Origin of the sequence: Nocardiopsis lambiniae, from assembly GCF_031845465.1 — a bacterium.
GTDB lineage: Bacteria > Actinomycetota > Actinomycetes > Streptosporangiales > Streptosporangiaceae > Nocardiopsis > Nocardiopsis lambiniae.
The window spans coordinates 1-21,156 of record NZ_JAVREP010000028.1 but is presented as its reverse complement, the minus strand read 5'-3'; the positions used below and the strand labels follow the sequence as shown (position 1 = coordinate 21,156).

Below are 21,156 nucleotides of genomic sequence, written 5' to 3'. Positions count from 1 at the left end.
GGCGACGCCATCGGGGGGTGTTATAGGAGATCGCGCCCGGTCGCGAGTCGATGGGTCTCGAACTGGGTTCCGGTGTGCAGTATGTCAAGTTCCCGCGCCGTTTGGACCACTTCTCCGATGATCACCACGGCCGGGGGCCGCACACCGGCCGTCGCGACCGAAGTCGCGATGGTGGCCAGCGTACCCGTGACCGTCCTCTGTCCGGGCAGAGTCGCCTCTTGAACCACGGCGACGGGAGTGTCAGGGGAGCGCCCGTGGGCGATGAGCGCGTCGGTGATGGCGGACAGGCGTTCGACGCCCATGAGGACCACGACGGTGCCGCCGGCGCGGGCCACCCCCTCCCAGTCGACGGTGGACCGGGGATCACCGGGCGCCACGTGGGCGGAGATGATGTGCACGTCCTGGGCCACGCCCCGGTGGGTGGCGGGGATCCCGGCGGCGGCCGGGGCGGCGAGCGCGCTGGTGACCCCGGGTACCGCGATGACGGGGATCCCGGCCCGGGCGCAGGCGGCGGCCTCCTCTCCCCCGCGGCCGAAGAGGAAGGAGTCCCCTCCCTTGAGCCGGACCACGAACTTCCCCTGGCGGGCGCGGTCCACGATGACGCGGTTGATCTCCTCCTGGGCCATGGATCGGCCGTAGGGGATCTTGGCGGCGTCGACGATCTCCACCTCGGCGGGCAGCCGGTCCAGGAGGGAGGTGGGGGCGAGGCGGTCGACGACCACGACGTCGGCCTGGGAGAGCAGTTGTCGTCCTCGGACCGTGATCAGACCGGGGTCACCGGGACCGCCGCCGACGAGGGCGACTCCGGTGAGGCGCTCGCGACCGCGGCGGGCGTCCAGGGTGCCGTCGGCCAGTCCTTCGACGATGGCGTCGCGCAGCCCGGCGGACCGGAGCGGGTCGCCGGAGGCGACGACGCCGACGGTGATGCCGCCCTCGGTTCCGCTGGCCGGCGTCCAGGCGGAGGAGGCGTGTCGGTCGTCGGCGCGCACGCACCAGATCCGGGCGGCTTCGGCCTCTTCGGCGACGGCGGCGTTGACGGCCGGGTCGTCGGTGGCGGAGTGGACCAGCCAGTAGGCGGGGGCCGCGGGCCCGGCGACGTCGCCGGGCGCGTAGGCGCGTGGGATCCAGGTGAGGCGGCCGGCCGAGGCCAGGTCCTCCAGCGCGGCGGAGATCGCGGGGGCCACGAGGGTGACCCGGGCGCCCGCGTTCAGGAGGACGGGAACACGGCGTTGGGCGACATGGCCGCCACCGATGACGAGGACGTCACGGTCGTGCAGACGCAGGCCGAGGAGATAGGTCACGGGTCGCGCCCCTTCGGTCGTCGGTTCCGGCCCCCGGCGACGACGGCGGGGTGCCGGCGGGCATCGTCCCGATCGAGGTCGATGGGGGTCTCGGTGCCCGCCGACCGCCGGCGATGGTTCGGCGATTGCTCCAAAATACCTTGTCAAAGCGGTATTACGGAGAGATGAACGGATCCTCGGAACAGGTGTGAGACCGCCCGCACCGCACGGTGCGGGCGGTCTCGCCGTTCAGCGGGCCTGGGAGACCCCGGCGTCGTCGAAGGTGGCGACGTCGCGCAGGACCCGGGCCGCGCCCTGGAGCAGCGGCAGGGCCAGCAGCGCGCCGGACCCCTCGCCCAGACGCATCTCCAGGTCGATCAGCGGGCGCAGGCCCAGGTGTTCCAGCACCAGGGAGTGGCCGGGTTCGCTGGAGCGGTGTCCGGCGAAGAACGCGCTGGTGGACTCGGCGGAGATGGCCGCCGCGGCCAGGGCGGCCGAACCGGCGATGACGCCGTCGAGCAGCACCGGGACGCGCAGGGCCGCGCCTCCGAGAACGAACCCGGCCAGGGCCGCGTGCTCCAGTCCGCCCAGGGCGGCCAGGGTGCCGATGGGGTCGGCGGGGTCGATCGGGTTGGCGGCCAGGGCCCGCCGGACCACGTCGATCTTGTGCTCGTACATCGCGTCGTCCACCCCGGTGCCCCGGCCGGTGGCCTCCGCCGGGTCGGCGCCGGTGAAGGCGCAGATCAGGGCGGCGGAGGGGGTGGTGTTGGCGATGCCCATGTCGCCGGTGACGAGGCAGCGGTTGCCGGCGGTGACCAGGTCGCGGGCGACCTCGATGCCGCTCTCCAGGGCGCGCATGGCCTGATCGCGGGTCATGGCCGGACCCTGGGTGATGTCGGCGGTGCCCCGGGCGACCTTGCGCGGCAGCAGGCCGGCGGCCTGCGGCAGGTCGGCGACCACGCCGACGTCCACCACGGTGACCTCGGCGCCGACCTGGGCGGCGAAGGCGTTGACGACGGCCCCGCCGTTGAGGAAGTTGTGCACCATCTGCTCGGTGACCTCCTGCGGCCAGGCGGTCACCCCTTGGGCGTGGACGCCGTGGTCGCCGGCGAACACGGCGACGGCGGCCGGTTCCGGGATGGGCGGGGGGCACTCCCCGGCGAGCCCGGCGAGTTGGACGGACACCTCCTCCAGGATTCCGAGGGAGCCTTGCGGCTTGGTCATCCGGTCCTGCCGGTCCCGGGCCTCCTCCACCGCGCGGGTGTGCAGGGCTCCCATGGCGGTGATGGTCTCCTCCAGCAGGGTCGTGGGCTCCTGGCCGGGCAGACCGCGGCGACCGTACCGGTCGTGGTGCACGGCCCAGGACAGGGGGCGTCCCTTGGCCCAGCCGGACAGGCTGAGCTCGGGCTCGGTGGGGAACTCCTCGACGTGGCCGACGCACAGGTAGGCGACGACCTCCAGGTGGGAGGGGAGTTCGAGGGCTCCGGCCACGTCGCGTTCGTCGACGAACCCGACCCAGCCCACGCCGAGGCCTTCGGCACGGGCGGCCAGCCACAGGTTCTCCACGGCGAGGGCGGCGGCGTAGGAGGCGCTCATCGGCTTGGCGTGCCGGCCCAGGGTGTTGCGGATCCCGCGGGTGGGGTCGACGGTGACGGCGATGTTGATCGGCGCCTCGGCGACGGCCTCGACCTTCAGCCCGGAGAAGGCCCGGGCCCGGGTGCTGGGAAGGGAGTGGGCGTACTCGTCGCGTTCGCGCAGGGTCAGGTCCAGGACACGGCCGCGCAGTTCGGGGTCCTCGATGACCACGAAGTCCCAGGGCTGGGAGTGGCCGACGCTGGGCGCCCGGTGCGCGGCCTCCAGGACCCGGGTGAGCACGTCGGGGTCGACGGGATCGGGGAGGAAGCCGGTGCGCACGTCGCGCCGGTCGTTGATGGCCCGGTAGACGGCGGCTCGGGTGGCCTCGTCGTAGGCGTGGTCGACCCGGTCGGCGAGGACGGTGGGGGCGGGCCGGACCGGTGCGGGTGCGGTGCGGTGCGGGTCCGCCGGGTACGGCTCGGGCGGGAGGGCCGCCGCTTCGTGTGCGTGCATGCTCTGTTCTGCTTCGCTGGTCGCGGGGGCGGGCCCCACGGGTGTCCGGTCGGCGGTGGCCGCCGGGTGGTCCGGTTCGTTCGTCTCGGATGCGTCCGCGAGCGCCTCCCCGGCGTGGTCGCCGATCCCCGGGGCGGGGTCGGGGGTGTTCCGGAAGGGGATCACGTTGGGCCGGGACGGCGGGGTCGGGGCGGGCCCGGCGGGAACGACGGGCTCGACGGGGGGGGGGGGAACGGGTCCGGCCGGAGCGGGCTCCGGACGCCCGGTGGGGGTGGGCCGCCGGGGTGCGGCGGGGACGGGGTCGGCCGGAGCGGGCTCGGGGGAGCGGACCTCGGGGGTCGGCTCGGGGCGCCGGAACGGGTTGGCCCCGGCCGGGCGCCGTGGACGGGTCCCGCGTCCGCTCTCGGGCAGGCCGTCGAGCAGGCCGCCGAGCGGCCCGAGACCCGGTGCCCCGGTGCCCCGACCGTGGGCGTCCTCGTCGCCGGGCCCGTCGTATCGGGCGTCCTCGCGGTCGCCATCGGTCATGATCGCCCCCAGTGAAGGTGTGTCGACTACCCGTTCCCACTGCTCGTTCCGGTGTTCGACCGGTAAGCGTAGCCTGCGGCGGCGCGCCGCTCGCACGGGTCCCCGGGCCTCGGCGGATCGGCGTTCGACCTCGTGTCCCAAGACCCTCACATCACCGTCAACTGTGCCAGAGTCACCCGGAGGGCGCCCGGACCGTGTCCGACATCTCCCTCACCCGGGCGCGGGGGAGCAGGTCCCGGGGGTGCCGAAAGGACTCCCGCTTCCGGGGATCGCGTGCGGCGAGGCGGATCCGGCCGGGCCCCGAACCCGGGGCCCTCTTCGCCGCCGGGGTCCCGGTGCCCGACGTGCGCCCGCCCCACCCCCGACCGTCCTTCATGGGGTGGGAATGGGGTGGGAACACATCCGATGTTCGTCGTCGCGGCGCGACGCGACCGGATTCCGTCACGGAGAACACGTACTCCATCACCCAAAGTGGTCACGGGTGTGCCAGAGTGGCCGGGCCTCCCCTACCCCGGACGCCCCCATCGCGCCTCCGAAGGAGAACGGACACACCATGCGACGACGTGCCTTCCTCACCGGTGCCACCGCCGGACTCGCCGCCTTGGGCACCGCCCTCCCGGCCCCTCGCGGCGCTGTGGCCGCGGACGGCCGCACGGTCCCCCGCGTCCTGGCCGAACCCGCCCCGGCCGGCCCCCTCGTCCACCCGGAGGGGCCGTTCGACGTGGTCACCGTCACCGGCGGGCCCGGCACCCGGGGCGCGATCCGCTTCGAGACCCCTTCCGGACTCGGCTCCTGGAAGCGCCTCCACCTGCACGCCGAAGGGCGCGACGACCACGGCCCGGTCGGCTCCGCCCTGGTCCGCGCCCCCGAGGGGGCCACCGGGTACGAGGTCGACGTCGATGGGGGGACCGCCGCCGTGAACCTGTTCGATGGCGAGGGGCTGCGCGTCGGCGGCCCCGAGCGGACCACCCTGTCCGCCCCGGACGCGATCTCCGCCGAGGTGGCCGCCGTGCGGCTGCGCACCCGCGCCGGCTGGGGAGCGGACGAGTCCTGGCGGTTCGACGACGAGGGCAACGACCTGTGGCCGGCGGTGTTCCACCCCGTGCAGGCCCTCACCGTGCACCACACCGCCATGGCGACCACCGGCGATCACGCCGCCGACGTGCGCGCCGTGTACCACCTGCACGCGGTGGAGCAGGCGTGGGGGGACATCGGCTACCACCTGCTGATCGACCCCGACGGGGTGGTCTACGAGGGCCGGCACTCCGGTGAGGACGGTCTCCCCGTCTTCTCGGGCGTCCCCCTTCCGGGTCGGGCCCGTTCGGTGACCGCGGGCCACGCCTACGGGGTGAACCACGGCAACATCGGTGTCTGCCTGCTCGGCGACCTCACCGACGCACTGCCCACGCGGGCGGCGCGGAACTCCCTGGTGAGCGTGCTGCGCCTGCTGTGCGCGGTGACGGGTGTGGACCCCCGGGCCGAGATCGAGCACGTCCGGCCCGACACGGGGGCCGTCACGCCGGGGCCGGCGTTGGGGCGGCACCGCGACTGGTCGGACACGGCCTGTCCCGGTGACGCCTTCGCCGAGGTGTTCGACACCACGATCCGTGACCGGGTGGCCCGAGGCCCGGTCTGAGCGCCGTCGGCGGCCTCCGATGTCGCCACCCTTTCCGAGCGATCGGTGAGGTCGGGCGCGGGGGCGCGCTTAGGCTGAGCCTCCGAGTCCATCGCCCCTCGGGAGAAGTCCGGTGACCACCGCCCAACAGCGCCCCGTCCTACCCTCCGTGATCCTGGAGACCGAACGTCTGCGCCTGCGCGCCTTCGTCGAGGAGGACATCGACGACGTGTACGCGACCTGCAACGACCCCGAGTTCCAGCGGTGGCTCCCCCTCCCCCGCCCGGGCGCGCCCTACACCCGGGCCGACGCCGAGCAGTGGTGCCGGGAGATCGCTCCGGGGACGCGCATCGGCGGCGAGGGCCAACAGTGGGCCGTCGTCGCGAAGGACACCGGTCGTCTGGTCGGCGCCATGGGTCTGGTGCGGGTGATGTGGGAGGCGATGAACGCCGAGATCGGTTACTGGGCGTCCCCGTGGGCCCGCGGCCTGGGGTACACCGGAGAGGCGGTGGTGGCGGTCTCCCGATGGGCCCTGGACCGGGGTTTCCAGCGGTTGGAGATCAAGGCCGCCACCGCCAACATCGGTTCGCGTCGGGTGGCGGAGAAGGCGGGGTTCACGTTCGAGGGCGTGGAGCGCAGCGCCATGCCCCTGCACGAGGGCCGCACCGACCTGGCCGTGTACGGTCTGATCCCCGCCGACCGGGCCTGAGGCGCCCCCGTACCGCCCGTGACCGCGTCCCGGCCTCTCCCGTTCGCCGCCCGGCACCGCGGGACGGACGCGCGCGCTCCGTGCGCCCGACGCGCCTCAGCCCCACACCCGGGACAGGGACCAGGTCCCGGCGACGATGTCGTGGCGTAGTTCGTACACCCCCTCGGAACCGGCGGCGCCGGCCTCCAGACGCCAGTGCGCCATCCGGGCCGGCCGGGGCCCGCGCACGGGTCGTCGGTCCTCGTGCGGGGCGACCCAGTGGTCGATGATCCGGCGCACACCGTAGACCCTGCCGTTCCAGGTGAACCGGGCCGGCCGGCCCGCGTCCTCCACGACCGTGACCTCTGCCCCGTAGTACCTTCCCACGACACTTCCCCTCGGCATCGACCCCTCCGGCCCCTGTGTGCCCGTCCGTGGGGAAGATACGGACAGTTTTTCGAACGTGTGTTCCCACAGTAGCGAAATCGACCGAGCCGTGGAACCGTTTCCCCGGGGACGGCATCACCTCTCCTGAGCGATGTGCGACACCCCCGCGCGAACGGCCCCTCCCGGGGCTCGGGCACCTCCGGGCCGACAACGCCCGGCGTGTCACCCTCGGTACGCTGACAGCACCCCATCCCCGATCCATGCGAGGACCCTCCACCGTGACGTCGAACGGCCAGCAGAGCGGCAGACCCCTGCGCGCGGGCGACCCCCAGGAACTCGGTGGCCACCGCATCGTCGGCCGCCTCGGCCGCGGCGGCATGGGCACCGTCTACCTGGCGGAGGACGCCTCGGGACGCCGCGTCGCCGTCAAGCTCATCCACCCCGACCTCGCCGACGACGCGGCGTTCCGGGCACGGTTCGCCCGCGAGGTGGAGTCGGCCCGTCGGGTCGCCCGGTTCTCCACGGCCGGTGTCATCGACGCGCGGTTGGACGGCGACCCGCTGTTCATCGTCTCCGAGTACGTTCCGGGACCGAACCTGGACGAGGCGGTGCGCCAGGGCGGCCCCATGACCGGCGGCACCCTGGAGGGCCTGGCCATGGGCGTGGCCGCCGCGCTCACCGCCATCCACGGGTCGGGGATCATCCACCGCGACCTCAAGCCCGCCAACGTCCTGCTGTCCCCGGTCGGCCCCAAGGTGATCGACTTCGGCATCGCCCGCGCCCTGGACGGCTCGGGCGGCGGGGTCACCCGCTCCAGCCAGCTCATGGGCACCCCCTCCTACATGGCACCGGAGCTGCTGCTCGGAGAGCAGCCCACGGCCGCCGCCGACATCTTCGCCTGGGGCTGCCTGGTGGCCTTCGCGGGCCTCGGCGAGGCCCCCTTCGACGCCCCCACCGTGCCGGCCGTGCTGTACAACATCACCACGGCCCCGCCCCGGCTGGAGGGGCTGGAGCCGAGCCTGTACGACCTGGTCGCCGCCGCGTTGGACAAGGATCCCGCGCGGCGGCCGACCTCGCAGCGGATCCTGGCCCGGCTCACCGGGCAGGAGGACCCGCCCGAGGCCGAGGTGCGGCGCACCATCACCGACTCCTGGGCCGCGCCGAGCGGCACCCCGGTCCCGGGCACACCGCCGGGACAGGGACATCCGACGGCCGGGTCGGCCACCCCGTCCCACGGACAGGCCCCGCCCGACGGGGCCACCGACCAGGTCCGGGAGCCCTCGTACCCGGTGCCCCCGCCCGGCGGCGCGCCGGCGGGGGCACCGGTGTCGCCCACCCGGTACGGGATGGACCCGGCCCGGTCCCACGCGGAGGACGGGCAACGGTCCCCCTACCCGCCGCCGGGCCAGGCGCACCACGGCCCCAGCGGCGGCCAGGTGCCGCCGACGCTCCACGGACGGGCCCACTACGGCCCGACCGGCGGGCAGGCGCCTCCGACGCGTCAGGCACCCGGCGGGCACCCCTCACCGCCGCACGACCGGTACGCCTTCGGCGCCCACTCCGGCCCGGACGGTCCCGGTACCCCGGTGCCGCTGCGGGGCGGATCCGACGCGAACGGCTCCTCCGGGGGCCGCAAGCGCCGGCTGCTCGGTATCGGCGCGGGCGTGGGCGCACTCGTGCTGATCGTCGGCATCGGTGCGGTGGCCCTGTCGAACCGCGGCGAGGAGGTCCCGCCGAGCACCTCGCTCATCGACATCGACTTCAGCCAGAACCCCGAATGGGAGACTCAGGTCTTCGACCCCGAAGAGGACCGCGACGGTTACTGGGCCGGTCAGCGCGGATACCTGCTCACCTGGGACGGTGGGAACACCCACCCCTCCCGGGGCGCCCTCGTCCCGTTGGAACTCCCGGGGGAGCGGGACGTGGCGTCCGGGGTCGTGGTGAGCACGCGGGCCTACGTGGTGGAGGGTGCGGCGGCGGGGACGTTCGGCGTGCGCTGCTGGTACAACATCGACGACGCTCGCGACGACAACCTGACCCGGTACGAGGCCCTGGTGCGCTTCGACGGGGGACGCGTCGAGCTCCACCGGATGGACGAGGCCGCCGGCGGCGGACGCGAACTCGCCAGTAGCGGCGACATCGGGGATTTCCAGCCCTACCCCGCGATCGACCCGAACGCCGGGGACGGCGCCTACGACGCGTCCGACCCCTACGAATTCGACGCCGAGAGCGTTCCCACCAACAGCATCACCCTCGCGTGTCGCCACCACGACGGGGAGGACGGCGACGGGGAGGAGCGCATGGACCTGTCGGTGTGGGTCAACGACGAGCACGTGCTGTCGTACACCGACGACGACCCGCTCCCCGCCAACGCCGAGGAGCCCGGGGAGCGGCGCCAGACCGGGATCATGGTCCGGTCCGGGCCGGGCCAGGAACCGCTCGGCGTGCTCTTCACCGACTTCTACATCGGCGAGATTCCCGAGGAGGAGACCCGCTGAGGGTCCGGAGACCGGCCGCGGTCGGTCTCCGGGCCACGGACGGGGGCGGGGCCGCCCCCGGCGCCCTCCCCGTTCCGGCGGAACCGCCGGTGGTCCCCTCCGCCGAACGGACGCACGCCGAGGCCCGGTGCCCCGGGGGCCGGGGCACGCGCGGTCTTTCCGTGACGGGTCCGACCGTGGTGCGGTGCCGCCCCTCACTGGCATGATGCCGGGGCACCCGCATTCGGCAAGGAGTGGAAGCATGCGCGCCATCGTCATCGAGGAGACCGGCGGACCCGAGGTCCTGCGGCCGTCCGAGGTACCCGACCCCGTCCCCGGCCCCGGTGAGGTCCTCATCGACATCGAGGCCCGCGGGGTCAACTTCATCGACATCTACCAGCGTGGCGGCCTGTACGACGTCCCCCTGCCCTTCGTGCCGGGGATGGAGGCCGCCGGGGTGATCACCGCCGTCGGCGAAGGCGTCGAGGACCTGTCCGTGGGGCAGCGGGCGGGGTGGGCGATGGCGCCCGGCGCCTACGCCGACCGGGCCGTGGTCAAGGCGGCCCTCGTGGTGCCCGTGCCGGACGCGGTGACCTCCGAGCAGGCCGCGGCCCTCCTGCTCCAGGGCATGACCGCCCACTACCTGACCCACTCGGTCCACCCGGTGGCCGAGGGCGAGACCGTACTGGTGCACGCGGCGGCCGGGGGCACCGGCCTGCTCCTCGTCCGACTCGCCAAGGAGCTGGGCGCCCGCGTGATCGGCACGGTCTCCTCCGAGGAGAAGGAGCGGATCGCCCGGGAGGCGGGCGCGGACGAGATCATCCGCTACACCGAGACCCCCGTGGCCGAGGCGGTGCGCGACCTCACCGGCGGCGAGGGCGTGGCCGCGGTCTACGACGGGGTGGGGCGCGACACCTTCGACGCGAGCCTGGCGTCGCTGCGTCCGCGCGGTGTGCTGGCCCTGTTCGGGCAGTCGTCGGGACCGGTGGAGCCGGTGGACCCGCAGCGGCTCAACGGCGCCGGTTCGGTGTACCTGACCCGGCCGTCCCTGGCGCACTTCGTGGCCGACCGACGGGAACTGCTGTGGCGGGCCGGCGACCTGTTCTCCCTGGTGGGCGGGGGACGGCTGGACCCGCGGATCGGAGGCCGCTACCCGCTGGCCGAAGCGGGCGCCGCCCAGGCCGACCTGGCCTCGCGCCGGACCACCGGCAAACTCGTCCTGGTCTGACCGGATACGCGTCCGACACGCCGCACGGCCGCCGATCGCGTGTCGACGGCCGCGGCCTCGTCCGAGGACGCCGGTCCGTGTACCGGGTCGATGACCGCCCGGGGCCCGGTCGGGGCCGGGCCGCGGCACATCCGACGGCTCCGGCCCGACCGGCCCGACCCGGACCGTCGGCCCTCCCGACGGACGCGGTGCGGGTCACCCGGATCCGGTCAGTCCTCCTTGCGCGGGCGCGGGGTGGCCTCGGGGTCGCGGACGCCCGCCACCCCGGCGCGGCGCACGTCGTCGCGGGCGTCCGCCACCGCCTGTCGGGCGGCCTCGGCCGCCTCCACGGCGGCCTGGGCCGACGCCGAACGTTCGGTCGGGTCGGGCCCGGTGAGCTGGGCGGGCCCCGCCGGCGCGGCGTCCTCCCCCTTCTCCGTGGAGGGGCCGGAACGGGCCGTGTCCCCGGCGAAGGCGTGGCTGACGTTCTTGACCGCCTCGGTGAGCTCGCCCGGGATGACCCAGAACGTGTTGCCCTCTCCGTTGGCCAGGTGCGGCAGCGTCTCCAGGTACTTGTAGGCGAGGAGTTTGGCGTCGGCGTTGTTGGCGTGCACCGCCTGGAAGACCCGCTCGACCGCCTGGGCCTCGCCGTCGGCCCGCAGGATCGCGGCCTGCTGGTCGCCCTGGGCCTCCAGGATCACCTGCTGGCGGGCGCCCTCCGCCCTGAGGATGCGGGCCTGGCGTTCACCCTCGGCGTGCAGGATGGCCGCGCGCTTGTCACGGTCGGCCCGCATCTGCTTCTCCATCGCCTCCTTGATGGTGGGCGGCGGGTCGATCGCCTTGATCTCGACCCGGTTGACGCGGATGCCCCACTTGCCGGTGGTGTCGTCCAGGACCCCGCGCAGCCGGGTGTTGATCTCCTCGCGGGAGGTGAGCGTGCGCTCCAGGTCCATGGAGCCGATGACGTTGCGCAGGGTGGTGACGGTGAGCTGGTCGATGGCCTGGATGTAGTTGGCGACCTCGTAGGCGGCGGCCTTGGGGTCGGTGACCTGGTAGTAGAGGACGGTGTCGATGTTGACGACGAGGTTGTCCTCGGTGATGACGGGCTGGGGACGCGAGGTGAACACGTGTTCGCGCAGGTCGAACTTGGTGTTGACGCGGTCCACGCCCGGGATGATGAAGTTCAGCCCGGGGACGAGTGTTCTGGTGTAGCGGCCGAACCTCTCGATGTTGTACGCCCTCGCCTGGGGGACGATGCGGATCGACGACAAGGCGATGGCCACGAAGAGGACCGCGAGAATGATGAAGGGTATGACCGGATCGATCATGTTCGGTACCTGACCTCGGATCGTGTCTGCGGCTGTGCGCGGCCCCGTCCGGTCGCCCCCGGGCGACCGGAACCGGCTCAGGGAAGGGCCTCGCGGGGATAGACCACGGCGGTGGCGCCGTCGATCTCCATGACGTCGACGTGTGCGCCCACGGGGATCACCAGATCCTCGTCGATGCTCCGCGCCGACCACTCCTCCCCGGAGAGCTTGATGAGCCCCTTGTCGCGGTCGACCGGTTGCAGGACCACGGCGGAGCGCCCCACCAGGGCATCGGTCCCCGAGAGCACCATGGGACCGCGCATGAGCTGGCGGCGCATGATCGGCCGGACCATGTAGACACCGGCGGCCGAGGCCGCGACGAACCCGATGATCTGCACGGCCACGGGCATCCCGATGGCGCCGAGCAGGGCGGCGACCAGGGCCGCGACGCCCAGGAGGCCCAGGACGAAGGTGAGGGTGAACACCTCGATGATGCCCAGGACGACGGCGAGGATGAGCCAGAGCAACCAGGCTTCCATCTACCACCCCTCCCGTTCGTTTTCCGGGTATTACTTGTGCTACCCACACAAGCCCGACCAACCACACGATTCGCGCGTGTCAACGGGTATTCCGGTGACGGATCCGGAGGTCTCCGTCCGCGCGGGGCCTCCGGGACCGTTCCGCCCGGGGCCGTTCCCCCCGGGGCGGTGAGCACGGCGAGGTCCCCGACGGCACCCGCTCGGGGCCGCCGGGGACCGTGTCCCCGCTCGCTACCGTCCGCCGGAGAACTGGTAGACCATCTGGTAGGTGGGCCGGTTCTGCCAGGCGATCGGCCACATGCCGATACCGCCCACGGTCTGGTGGATCACCGTGTCCGCGCACACCTGGGCGCCGGCCCCGCAGTGCGCGTCACCCGGGTAGACCTCGCCCGCCGGGGTGGCGACCGCGTCGGCGAGGGTGTCGAGCAGGATCGTGCGGCACTCGGCGAGGTCACCGCCGCCGCAGTAGGCGCCGTCACCGAGCGGTCCCTCGACGTCGTGACCCAGCACGGTGCGCAGGTCCTTGTCCACGTACGACCACCACCCGTACTGGAAGGCGGAGCCGCGGTGGGGCTGTCCCTGGTTGACGCTGCCCGGCGAACCGCCGCCGATGGCGCCCGAGGGCGACTCGTCGATCTGCGAGGCCCGGGTCAGCTCGGTGTACAGGTCCCCGCCGAGTTCGGGCTCGAACTGGGCCCGGACCAGCAGCGGCCACCAGGCGTCGAGGATCCGGATGGAGTCGGCGTAGGAGTAGTAGCCGGCGTCACGGAAGGGCTCGCGGCGCAGCGACCCCGCCTCGTTCCACAGGCGCAGCTCCTCGATCGCCGAGGCGAGCCCGGGATCGGTGACCTCCTCGGTGTCGATGACCTCCAGCAGGAGCGGCAGGACCTCCTGGGCCCGCAGGTCGGCCACACCGGCCTCCATCATCACCCGGGTCAGGCTCGCGGTGGTGAAATCGTGCCCGTCGGCGATCAGCGCCGACACCCGGGTGTCCAACAGGTCCCCCCGGTGCACCGACCCGGTGGACCAGCCGGAGGTGTACCCGTGCGCGGGCTTGTTGTTCCAGTTGACGATGTGGTCGGGGTTGATCGCTTGAGGGTGGTCGCTCTTGGGGATGTGGGCGGCGCTGTTGGTGTCCGGGTCCCAGTCGGACCAGCCGGCCTCGGAGTAGGCGTCGATCGGCAGGTTGGGGTTGGTGCCCTCGGTCCGGAGGGGGTTGGCGCCGGAGTTGACGAAGGCGATGTCCCGATCGTCCACGTAGTGCCAGTTGAAGGCGTACCCGATGTCACCGGCGGCCTCGATGAACGCCTCCGCCGAGGTGATCTCGTCGGGGTCGTTGAAACGCTGGAACCCGATGATGGAGTCCACCTCGTGCATGTAGGTGGAGCGCAGCGAGGTGAACGCGACCGGGGTGCCGTCCACGGTCGCGAACGACTGCACCAGGCCGTACTCGGACCGCAGCGAGGTGAGGGTGTAGCCGCCCGCCGGGGTGCCGTCGGCGACGGTGGGCTTCCACTCGTTGGTGACGCTCAGCTCCTCGAAGGGGACACAGTCACCGGAGGAGTCGACGTAGGCGCGCGAGCCGGTGGTCGGGGTCGACCCGTCGGTCTCGCACAGGTGCACGGCGAAGGTGTCGGTGAGGTCCTGGCCCGCCGAGGTGGCGCTCCAGGCGTAGTCGACGCCGCGTCCCATCTGGACGTAGAAGCTCACCCCGGCGAAGGAGGCCCCGCGGGCACTGATACCCGGTCCCTGGAGTTCCTGGAGCAGGAGCAGCTGAGGGGAGAAATAGGCGGTCTGCGGTCCCATGACGGCGACGGGGTTGCCGCTCTCGGTGTGCTCGCCGGAGACCAGCAGGGCGTTGGACATGCCGCGCGGGTCGAGCAGGCCCTCGGGCAGCACGCCGTCCTCGAACACGCCCTCGGCGGCGGAGAGGTCGCCCTCCTCGACCATCGTGTCGAGTTCCTCCCGCTGTTCCCCGGTGAGGTCCTCGACGGTGAACTCCTCCGCGGGGTCCTCCGGCTCGGCAGCGGTGGCGGCGAGCGGTTCGGTGGACTCGGCCGCCTGACCGGAGGCCGCCGACCCGTGCTCGTCGTGGACGATGTCGTAGTACTCCAGCGAGCCCGGGTCGGGGGAGACCTCGCCGACGGGGTCCTCGGGAGTCCCGCTGTAGGGGAACTCGCCGGGGATGCTGACCACGGCCTCCGGGTCGTTCTCCATCCGCCAGTCGTGCCAGAGCGCCAGTCCCTCCTCGGCGCCGTAGCGGTCCTGGAAGTTGGCCAGGACGATGGCGGACTGGACCTCGCCGCCCCCGCCACCGCCGAAGATGCCACCGACCATGGCGGCGATGCCGACGACGTCGGTGGCGGTGAAGTGCTCGATCCTCCCCGCGTTGGTGATGGCGTTCTTGTGCCCGGTCAGGACGTACTCACCGGGGAAGTAGCGGCCCCTGTCCGCCTGGTCGATGTAGGCGTTGACGCCCTTGAGGTAGTCCTCGACGTCGTCCAGGGCCTGGCGCCCGCGTTCGCCGCTCGCGGCGACCCGGTCGATCTGGGCCTGCTTGTCCTCCTCGGTGTACGGGGCGCTGCGCCACAGGTCCTGTTCCAGGCCCCGGTTGCCCTCCGCGCCGCCGGCGAAGGAGGTGAGTTCGCCGCGGCCGACGCGGCGCAGCACGTCCATGAGGAAGAGACGGTCCTCGGCGGCCGCGTAGCCGGCGCCGAACATGGTGCCCTCACGGGTGGTCCCCTTGATGTGGGGGATGCCGTGGTGACGGTCGCGGGTGATGGTGACGTCGGTGCGCGGCCGGTAGCGGCGGCCCACGTCACCGGAGGCGACACCGAAGGTCGCGTCGAGGAAGAAGTCGTCCAGACCCTCTCCGGTGAGGCCGTCGTAGTGGTGGACGAGGTTGTCGTACATGTCCAGTTGGCTGGAGGAGAAGCGGGGCCGGGTGCCGAAGGCCTGGTGCCCCAGGATCTCGACGAGAGTGGCGCTGCCGTTCTGACCTGGGGGAAGGATGTCGTGGCATCCCTGGGGAGCGCAGTAGTCGGGGACGGGTTCGGCGAGGGCGGGGGCCGCGGGGAGCGTCGCGACGCCGACGGCCGCGACCGCCAGCGCGAGACCCGAGGCACCGGCGCGCAACCGCCTTCTGAGGGAGGGGAGCGAGGGGGGCATGTGCTGTCACCACCTGGGGGTACGGGCGATGGTTCCAGCGGCATGTTACGCACGGGTAGGGAAATTGCGAAAGAGTTTCACGTTTGTGACCCCGAACCGGAGGGGCACCTCCCGAGCACCGGAGAAGTCGGCATGTTTACCGTGACGCACGCCACATCCAGCGCAAAGCCGCGGACACACCGTGAACAAGGGTCGTCACGAACGGTTGACATGATCCCGGGAATGGCCACATCCGGCCACGCCGATCCGCGGAGCCGAGGTCCGGAACACCGACCGAGGGATCGCGTTCCTCCGGCCCCTCCCCTTTGACACAATCGGACCCATGAACCAGTACCCCTCCCCCGGCCCCGGCGACCCGTGGCAACAGCCCCGACAGGACCCCTCGACCGGCTGGAACCCCGCCCCCGAGTACGGCGCGCTGGAGCCCTACGGTTCCCCCGGCGGCGGCTACGTTCCCGCCCCCACCGGACCGACCGCCGGCTCGGTGGAGGAACCGCTCCTGAGCACCATCGGGGACATCGCGATCACCCGGAACACCGTCATCACCCCCGGAGGACGCTTCCCGATCAGGGGGACGGTGTGGACCGTCACCGACATGAGCCGCACGGAGACCGACATCCCGGTCTGGGCCATCATCGTGGCGATCCTGTTCATCTGGACCTGCCTGCTCAGCCTGCTCTTCCTGCTGGTGAAGGACCGCAAGACCACCGGCCACATCCAGGTGACCGTCCAAGGGCACGGCCACTACCACGCGGCCTCGATCCCGGCCGCGCACCCGGGCCTGGGCGCCCAGATCAACCAGCAGGTCAACTACGCTCGCAGCCTCGCCGCCTGAACCCCGCCCGGCGGGATCCCCGGAAGACCCGGGGGTACCCCCCGCCACGGCACCCCGGTGCCCGGACACCGCTCCACCGGATCGCCGGGGAGGTCCGGACGAGTCCGACGGGCGACCACAAGCGACGTCCGGTGACACCACGAAGGCCCGCCGGAGCCGGGCCGCCCCGGTCGGCGGCTCCCGCCGGAACCCGTCGCTCTCCGGGACGCCGCGCCAGGCCCTACCCCGCACGGCGCCCGCCGGGGAGGGAGTTCCCACCGGCCGGCCCGACACCTCCATCTGACCGAAGAGCGTCCGTGGGGACGCCCCGCCGGACACGGTGCCCGCGACGAGGAGGGCGTTCCAGGGCCGTCACCGCCAGAGCGCCCGCGCCGACCAGCCGGGACAGCCGGACCGCCCGCCGGATGTCCGCCACCTCCGGCGGCGGGCCGTCGCCCATCCGCGGCCGTCGCTCCTCCCGGTCCCCGTAGACGTTCGCCCCTCCCAGGGTGACCCCGAGCGCGCCGGCGAAGGCCGCCTCGCACTGGCCCGCGTTCGGACTGGGGTGCCGGTCCCCGTCCCTTCGCCAGACCCGCCACGCCTTTGCCACGTCCCCGCCCACCGCAGGCGCGGCCAGGACCGCCAACACGGCGGTGAGCCGCGCCGGCCCCCACCCGGCGAGGTCGTCCAACCGGGCCGAGGCCGTACCGAACCTGCGGTACCGCGCGTCGCGGTGGCCGACCATGGCGTCCAACGTGTTCACCGCCCGGAAACCGGCCAGCCCGGCGACCCCGCACAGGGCACCCCACACCAACGGGCCCACCACGGCGTCGGAGGTGTTCTCCGCCAGCGACTCGACGACGGCCCGGGCGATCTCCCGCTCCCCCAGTCCCCGGGGGTCGCGCCCGCACAACCGCGGCAACAGCTCCCGGGCCCGCTCCACATCGCCGGCCTCCAGGGCACGGGCGATACCCTCGGCCTCCCGGCACAGCATGCTCCCCCCGAGGACCGCCCACGTGACCGCGGCGGTCACCGGCGCCCCACCCCGTTCGGCCAACCGCCCCAGCCCGACCACGGGCAGGACGGCCCCGGCGGCGAACACCGCGCCGGCGACCCGGGAGTCCCTGTGGACCCTCCGCTCCCACCACCCGGCGGCCCGCCCGAACAACGCGACGGGATGCCCCCTTCGGGGGTCCGGTACCAGCACATCGAGCAGGAAGCCCGCCATCATTCCTCGTGATCGCACCGCACCACGGTAGCGACCGGTCGCAACACACCTCCGATGGTTACATAGAGTTATATTTATGACTACTCTCAGTGACATCCGACGGGGGCCCGATGCTGTGCACTCTGACCTGGATGGCCGTCCTCATCGGACAGTGGTGGCACTTCTGACCGCTTGACATCAGGAGTTCACGAAACACCAGCGAGGGTGCGGCGCACCGGGGGTTAATCACCGGTAACGTGGTGCACGAGGCCCATAGCGACCGATTTGGTGGAGCGCGCGTGGTAACGAGTGCCAACTACGAATCACCGTAGTTGCTGAGTCTTTGCCCACCCGTGGGCGAGATCTTCCAAATACCCTAGAATGTCTGCCCGGGGCACCACGGTACGGGCCGACCGCCCGACCGCAGGACACCCCTTGTCACAGCTTGGTCACGAGCCGCTACATCGGGCGACAATTGAATCGAGCACCCGTAGCTCAGTGGATAGAGCACCGGACTTCTAATCCGATGGCCGCAGGTTCGAATCCTGCCGGGTGCGCCACAAAACCCCAGGTCAGACGGGGTACACGAGTCGAACAGACGAGGCACGGGGCCCGTCTGGGGGCGGATTTTGCTCCATGTGTGCTCCCCAGTGCAAGGCCCAGTACAGGTGGGCGAGGACCTCGCGGAGCATTTTGCCCTCCCGTGACCCTGTGGGCCCTGGGCCGGGGCGCCCCGCGTCCGCCCGCCAGCGCCCCACAGCCGCCCCGACGCTGCCGCGCGGGGCACGCCAGGGCCAAAGGACACCCTGCCGCCCGACAGGCCGCATACGGCCGATTCCGCTAAAACCCTTACCGCACCGGACTTGACGGACCATAATCCGATGGCATGAACAAGGCAAGGTGGATCGGTGCGATCACAGCGGCCATCGCAATCATGGCCGCGCTGGGAGCCGGACTCTACTTCGGCGGCGGACCCACCACACGAGAAGGGTGGGAGGCCGCGGCCTGGGCCGCAGCCATCACCACCGCCCTCGCTCTGGCCGTCAACGCCGTGGTCTGGGCCGCGACTAAACAACCCCCCAAACCGGACCCCGCCACGTCCGTACAGTCACGACCCCCGAGCAACTCGGCCACCGCCCCCGCACCAGCCCAAACTCCCGAAGAGGCCCGGGAGCCGACGCGTCCCGCCACCTACGGCGGTCCCCACTTCGAGATCCACAACAATAAGGACGTCGGGATGATCATCGGCCAGCAGAACAACCACCCCGGTCAGAAGCCCGGAAAGAGCCCGCAGGAATGACCACCCCCTACAGCAGCGGCCCCCGCTTCGAGATCCACGGCAACGAAAACGTCGGGACGATCATCGGCCAGCAGAACATCGAACACCCCCTCCCGGCTCCGCCCACCTGGCCACTGCTCGTAGGCGCAATCCCCCCACTCGCCCCCCACTACCAACACCGCACCATCACCACCGACCTACACCAAGCCCTGGCCACCCAACACTCCGTCGCCCTCCGCCAGCACACCCCCGGCACCACCACCGGCAGCGTCCTCTCCGGCATGGGCGGCGTCGGCAAAACCCAAATAGCCGCCGCCTACACCCACCACGTCCTGGCCCGCTCCCGCATACACACCAGCAACAACACACCAGACACCCACGCACTAGCAACGGCAGGCACCGAACACCAAAACCAGCAGGCACATCAAGGCGAGGCGGCCGCCGCAGACCTGGTGATGTGGATCAACGCCTCCACCCGCACCAGCATCACCGACGCCTACGCCCGCCAGGCACCAGCCATCCTGCAACGCACCTTCGACACCCCCGACGACGCCGCCCACGCCTTCCTCAACTGGCTGGCCACCACCCACAAGCGTTGGCTGATCATCTTCGACGACCTCGTCCTGCTCCAACCGCCCCACCCTGACGGAACCCCGGTCACCCTGGGCGATCTGTGGCCCCCCACCACCAGCAACGGGCGCCTGCTCATCACCACCCGCGACAGCGGACACGAACTCACCCAACGCGCGCACACCGTCCTGAACCTGGACGTGTATACCCCGGACGAAGCCGACCGCTTCCTCACCGACGCCCTCAAAAACACAGGCACCGAGCACACACCTAAGAAACGGGCCAGTCTGGCCGAACTCCTGGGACGGCTGCCCCTAGCGCTGAGCCTGGCCGCGGCCTACCTCGCTGACCACCACGGCATGACCATCGCCGACTACGCCGACCTGTTCACCGGCCAGTCCCAAAGTCTGGAACGGATCCTGCCCTACCAGGCCACCGGCTACGAGCGCACCATCGCCGCCACCTGGGCCCTGTCCATCGACCACGCCGACCAACAGCAACCCCGCGGGCTCGCTCGCCCCTTGGCTGCGATCATCAGCCTCCTCGACAGCACTCCCATCCCCCTCACCGTGCTCACCGCACCCCCCACACGCACCCACCTCGCCCGCACCGACACCGCAATCAGCGCCGGTACCGATGGCGGTGACGACGGCCTGCCGCCGCCCGCCCCGGCCGATACCGAAGAAAGCAACGAAGGCGAGAACCAGACCCCAGAACAGGACGTGCACGACACCCTGGCCCTGCTCAAACGCCTCAACCTGATCACCCTCACTGGGAACCCGTACCAAGACAGCGCCGCCGTAAGCATGCACCAGCTCGTACAGCGCGCCACCCGGGAACACTCCACCACTCGCCCCACCCTCGACCGGGTCCATACCATCGCCGATGCCCTCCTGCACGCCTGGCCCGAGATCGAACGCGACACCGAACTCGGCGAGCGGTTACGTGCCCACACCCGTGCGCTGCGTACCCACACCATCGCGGGACGCAGAATCGAGGAGTGGCTGTGGCAGCCTCAAGGACATCCTGTGCTGTCCCGCGCGGGTCGGAGTCTGGGCGAGAGCGGACAGGTCAAAGTCGCCGTGCACTACTGGCAAGAAATGGCTCGCACCACCCGCCATCATCTGGGACCCGACCACCCCGACACCCTCGCCACCCGAGGCAACCTCGCCCGCTGGCTGGGCGAAGCAGGAAACCCCCAAGCAGCCGCCACCGCCTACACCGAACTCCTCACCGAGATGCTGCGGGTCCTGGGACCCGACCACCCCCACACCCTCACCACCCGCAACAACCTCGCCGCATGGCTGGGCCAGGCAGGAAACCCCCAAGCAGCCACAGATACATTCCGGGAACTCCTCACCGACCAACTACGGGTCCTGGGACCCGACCACCCCGACACCCTCGCCACCCGAGGCAACCTCGCCCAGATGCTGGGCGAAGCAGGAAGCCTCCAAGCAGCCACAGACGCATTCCGGGAACTCCTCACCGACCAACTACGGGTCCTGGGACCCGACCACCCCCACACCCTCGCCACCCGCGCCCACTTCGCCGGATGGCTGGGCGAAGCAGGAAACCCTCAAGCAGCCGCCACCGCCCACAGCGAACTCCTCACCGAGATGCTGCGGGTCCTGGGACCCGACCACCCCGACACCCTCGCCACCCGAGGCAACCTCGCCCAGATGCTGGGTGAAGCAGGAAACCCTCAAGCAGCCGCCACTGCCTACGCCGAACTCCTCACCGACCGCCTGCGGGTCCTGGGACCCGACCACCCCGGCACCCTCGCCACCCGAGGCAACCTCGCCCAGATGCTGGGTGAAGCAGGAAACCCTCAAGCAGCCGCCACCGCCTACACCGAACTCCTCACCGACCGCCTGCGGATCCTGGGACCCGACCACCCCCACACCCTCACCACCCGCAACAACCTCGCCGCATGGCTGGGCCAGGCAGGAAACCCCCAAGCAGCCACAGATACATTCCGGGAACTCCTCACCGACCAACTACGGGT

Annotated in this window: 14 protein-coding genes and 1 tRNA gene; 8 read left to right on the top strand and 7 right to left on the bottom strand. The window is 71.9% G+C overall.

The genetic code is table 11. The features are described 5' to 3' along the window. Positions 1 to 20 precede the first annotated feature (20 nt). Positions 21 to 1,301 (bottom strand): uroporphyrinogen-III C-methyltransferase, encoded by a 1,281-nt coding sequence (gene cobA / locus RM479_RS25590; protein ID WP_311514258.1) that lies wholly within the window; start codon positions 1,299 to 1,301, stop codon positions 21 to 23. A 228-nt stretch (positions 1,302 to 1,529) separates the two neighbouring features. Next, positions 1,530 to 3,893 carry a nicotinate-nucleotide--dimethylbenzimidazole phosphoribosyltransferase gene (cobT, locus tag RM479_RS25585; protein ID WP_311514257.1) on the bottom strand — a complete coding sequence of 788 codons (2,364 nt, stop codon included), beginning with the start codon at positions 3,891 to 3,893 and terminating at the stop codon, positions 1,530 to 1,532. Between the two features lie 553 nt (positions 3,894 to 4,446). Here cobT and RM479_RS25580 point away from each other — a divergent pair. After that, positions 4,447 to 5,529: a peptidoglycan recognition protein family protein gene (locus RM479_RS25580; RefSeq protein WP_311514256.1), complete on the top strand. Its 1,083-nt coding sequence runs from the start codon at positions 4,447 to 4,449 to the stop codon at positions 5,527 to 5,529. Between the two features lie 112 nt (positions 5,530 to 5,641). Further along, the gene (locus tag RM479_RS25575; protein ID WP_311514255.1) at positions 5,642 to 6,217 is read left to right on the top strand and encodes a GNAT family N-acetyltransferase; all 576 of its coding nucleotides are present in this window, start codon (positions 5,642 to 5,644) and stop codon (positions 6,215 to 6,217) included. Between the two features lie 96 nt (positions 6,218 to 6,313). On the opposite strand, the gene RM479_RS25570 is transcribed toward RM479_RS25575, so the two are convergent. Continuing rightward, positions 6,314 to 6,601: a DUF6504 family protein gene (locus RM479_RS25570; protein WP_274809051.1), complete on the bottom strand. Its 288-nt coding sequence runs from the start codon at positions 6,599 to 6,601 to the stop codon at positions 6,314 to 6,316. Positions 6,602 to 6,861: 260 nt separating this feature from the next. Here RM479_RS25570 and RM479_RS25565 point away from each other — a divergent pair, with 260 nt between their 5' ends. Beyond that, positions 6,862 to 9,081, top strand: coding sequence for a serine/threonine-protein kinase (locus tag RM479_RS25565; RefSeq protein ID WP_311514254.1), 2,220 nt, complete (start codon positions 6,862 to 6,864; stop codon positions 9,079 to 9,081). A 241-nt stretch (positions 9,082 to 9,322) separates the two neighbouring features. Continuing rightward, on the top strand, positions 9,323 to 10,288 hold the full coding sequence (locus RM479_RS25560) for a quinone oxidoreductase family protein (protein ID WP_311514253.1): 966 nt from the start codon (positions 9,323 to 9,325) through the stop codon (positions 10,286 to 10,288). Between the two features lie 209 nt (positions 10,289 to 10,497). Here RM479_RS25560 and RM479_RS25555 read toward each other — a convergent pair whose 3' ends face one another. The 3 genes from RM479_RS25555 to RM479_RS25545 all read right to left on the bottom strand — a co-directional run bounded on the left by RM479_RS25555 (position 10,498) and on the right by RM479_RS25545 (position 15,281). Next, positions 10,498 to 11,595 (bottom strand): SPFH domain-containing protein, encoded by a 1,098-nt coding sequence (locus RM479_RS25555; RefSeq protein WP_397223153.1) that lies wholly within the window; start codon positions 11,593 to 11,595, stop codon positions 10,498 to 10,500. Positions 11,596 to 11,672: 77 nt separating this feature from the next. Continuing rightward, positions 11,673 to 12,113, bottom strand: a complete 441-nt coding sequence (locus RM479_RS25550; protein ID WP_311514252.1) for an NfeD family protein — start codon at positions 12,111 to 12,113, stop codon at positions 11,673 to 11,675. A gap of 231 nt (positions 12,114 to 12,344) precedes the next feature. Beyond that, entirely contained in the window at positions 12,345 to 15,281 is a 2,937-nt protein-coding gene (locus tag RM479_RS25545; RefSeq protein ID WP_311514251.1) for a penicillin acylase family protein, read from the bottom strand. A gap of 322 nt (positions 15,282 to 15,603) precedes the next feature. On the opposite strand from RM479_RS25545, the gene RM479_RS25540 reads away from it, so the two are divergent. Further along, positions 15,604 to 16,116, top strand: coding sequence for a hypothetical protein (locus RM479_RS25540; protein WP_311514250.1), 513 nt, complete (start codon positions 15,604 to 15,606; stop codon positions 16,114 to 16,116). Between the two features lie 220 nt (positions 16,117 to 16,336). On the opposite strand, the gene RM479_RS25535 is transcribed toward RM479_RS25540, so the two are convergent. Then, a complete protein-coding gene (locus tag RM479_RS25535) occupies positions 16,337 to 17,323 on the bottom strand; it encodes a cobalamin biosynthesis protein (protein ID WP_397223171.1) in 987 nt (328 codons plus the stop codon). Positions 17,324 to 17,786: 463 nt separating this feature from the next. Between RM479_RS25535 and RM479_RS25530 the strand changes: the two genes are divergently transcribed. The 3 genes from RM479_RS25530 to RM479_RS25520 all read left to right on the top strand — a co-directional run. Next, positions 17,787 to 17,862, top strand: a tRNA-Arg gene (locus tag RM479_RS25530). Positions 17,863 to 18,188: 326 nt separating this feature from the next. Then, positions 18,189 to 18,602 carry a hypothetical protein gene (locus RM479_RS25525; protein WP_311514248.1) on the top strand — a complete coding sequence of 138 codons (414 nt, stop codon included), beginning with the start codon at positions 18,189 to 18,191 and terminating at the stop codon, positions 18,600 to 18,602. Continuing rightward, positions 18,599 to 21,156, top strand: a 2,558-nt coding sequence (locus RM479_RS25520) for a tetratricopeptide repeat protein (RefSeq protein ID WP_311514247.1), incomplete at its 3' end; no start/stop codon positions are given. The genes RM479_RS25525 and RM479_RS25520, both read left to right, overlap by 4 nt.

Coding starts and splice junctions, on each gene's coding strand:
- RM479_RS25580 (WP_311514256.1), top strand. CDS start 4,447: ATGCGACGACGTGCCTTCCTCACCGGTGCCACCGCCGGACTCGCCGCC.
- RM479_RS25570 (WP_274809051.1), bottom strand. CDS start 6,601: ATGCCGAGGGGAAGTGTCGTGGGAAGGTACTACGGGGCAGAGGTCACG.
- RM479_RS25550 (WP_311514252.1), bottom strand. CDS start 12,113: ATGGAAGCCTGGTTGCTCTGGCTCATCCTCGCCGTCGTCCTGGGCATC.
- cobT (WP_311514257.1), bottom strand. CDS start 3,893: ATGACCGATGGCGACCGCGAGGACGCCCGATACGACGGGCCCGGCGAC.
- RM479_RS25540 (WP_311514250.1), top strand. CDS start 15,604: ATGAACCAGTACCCCTCCCCCGGCCCCGGCGACCCGTGGCAACAGCCC.
- RM479_RS25555 (WP_397223153.1), bottom strand. CDS start 11,595: ATGATCGATCCGGTCATACCCTTCATCATTCTCGCGGTCCTCTTCGTG.
- RM479_RS25545 (WP_311514251.1), bottom strand. CDS start 15,281: ATGCCCCCCTCGCTCCCCTCCCTCAGAAGGCGGTTGCGCGCCGGTGCC.
- RM479_RS25560 (WP_311514253.1), top strand. CDS start 9,323: ATGCGCGCCATCGTCATCGAGGAGACCGGCGGACCCGAGGTCCTGCGG.
- RM479_RS25525 (WP_311514248.1), top strand. CDS start 18,189: ATGAACAAGGCAAGGTGGATCGGTGCGATCACAGCGGCCATCGCAATC.
- RM479_RS25535 (WP_397223171.1), bottom strand. CDS start 17,323: ATGGCGGGCTTCCTGCTCGATGTGCTGGTACCGGACCCCCGAAGGGGG.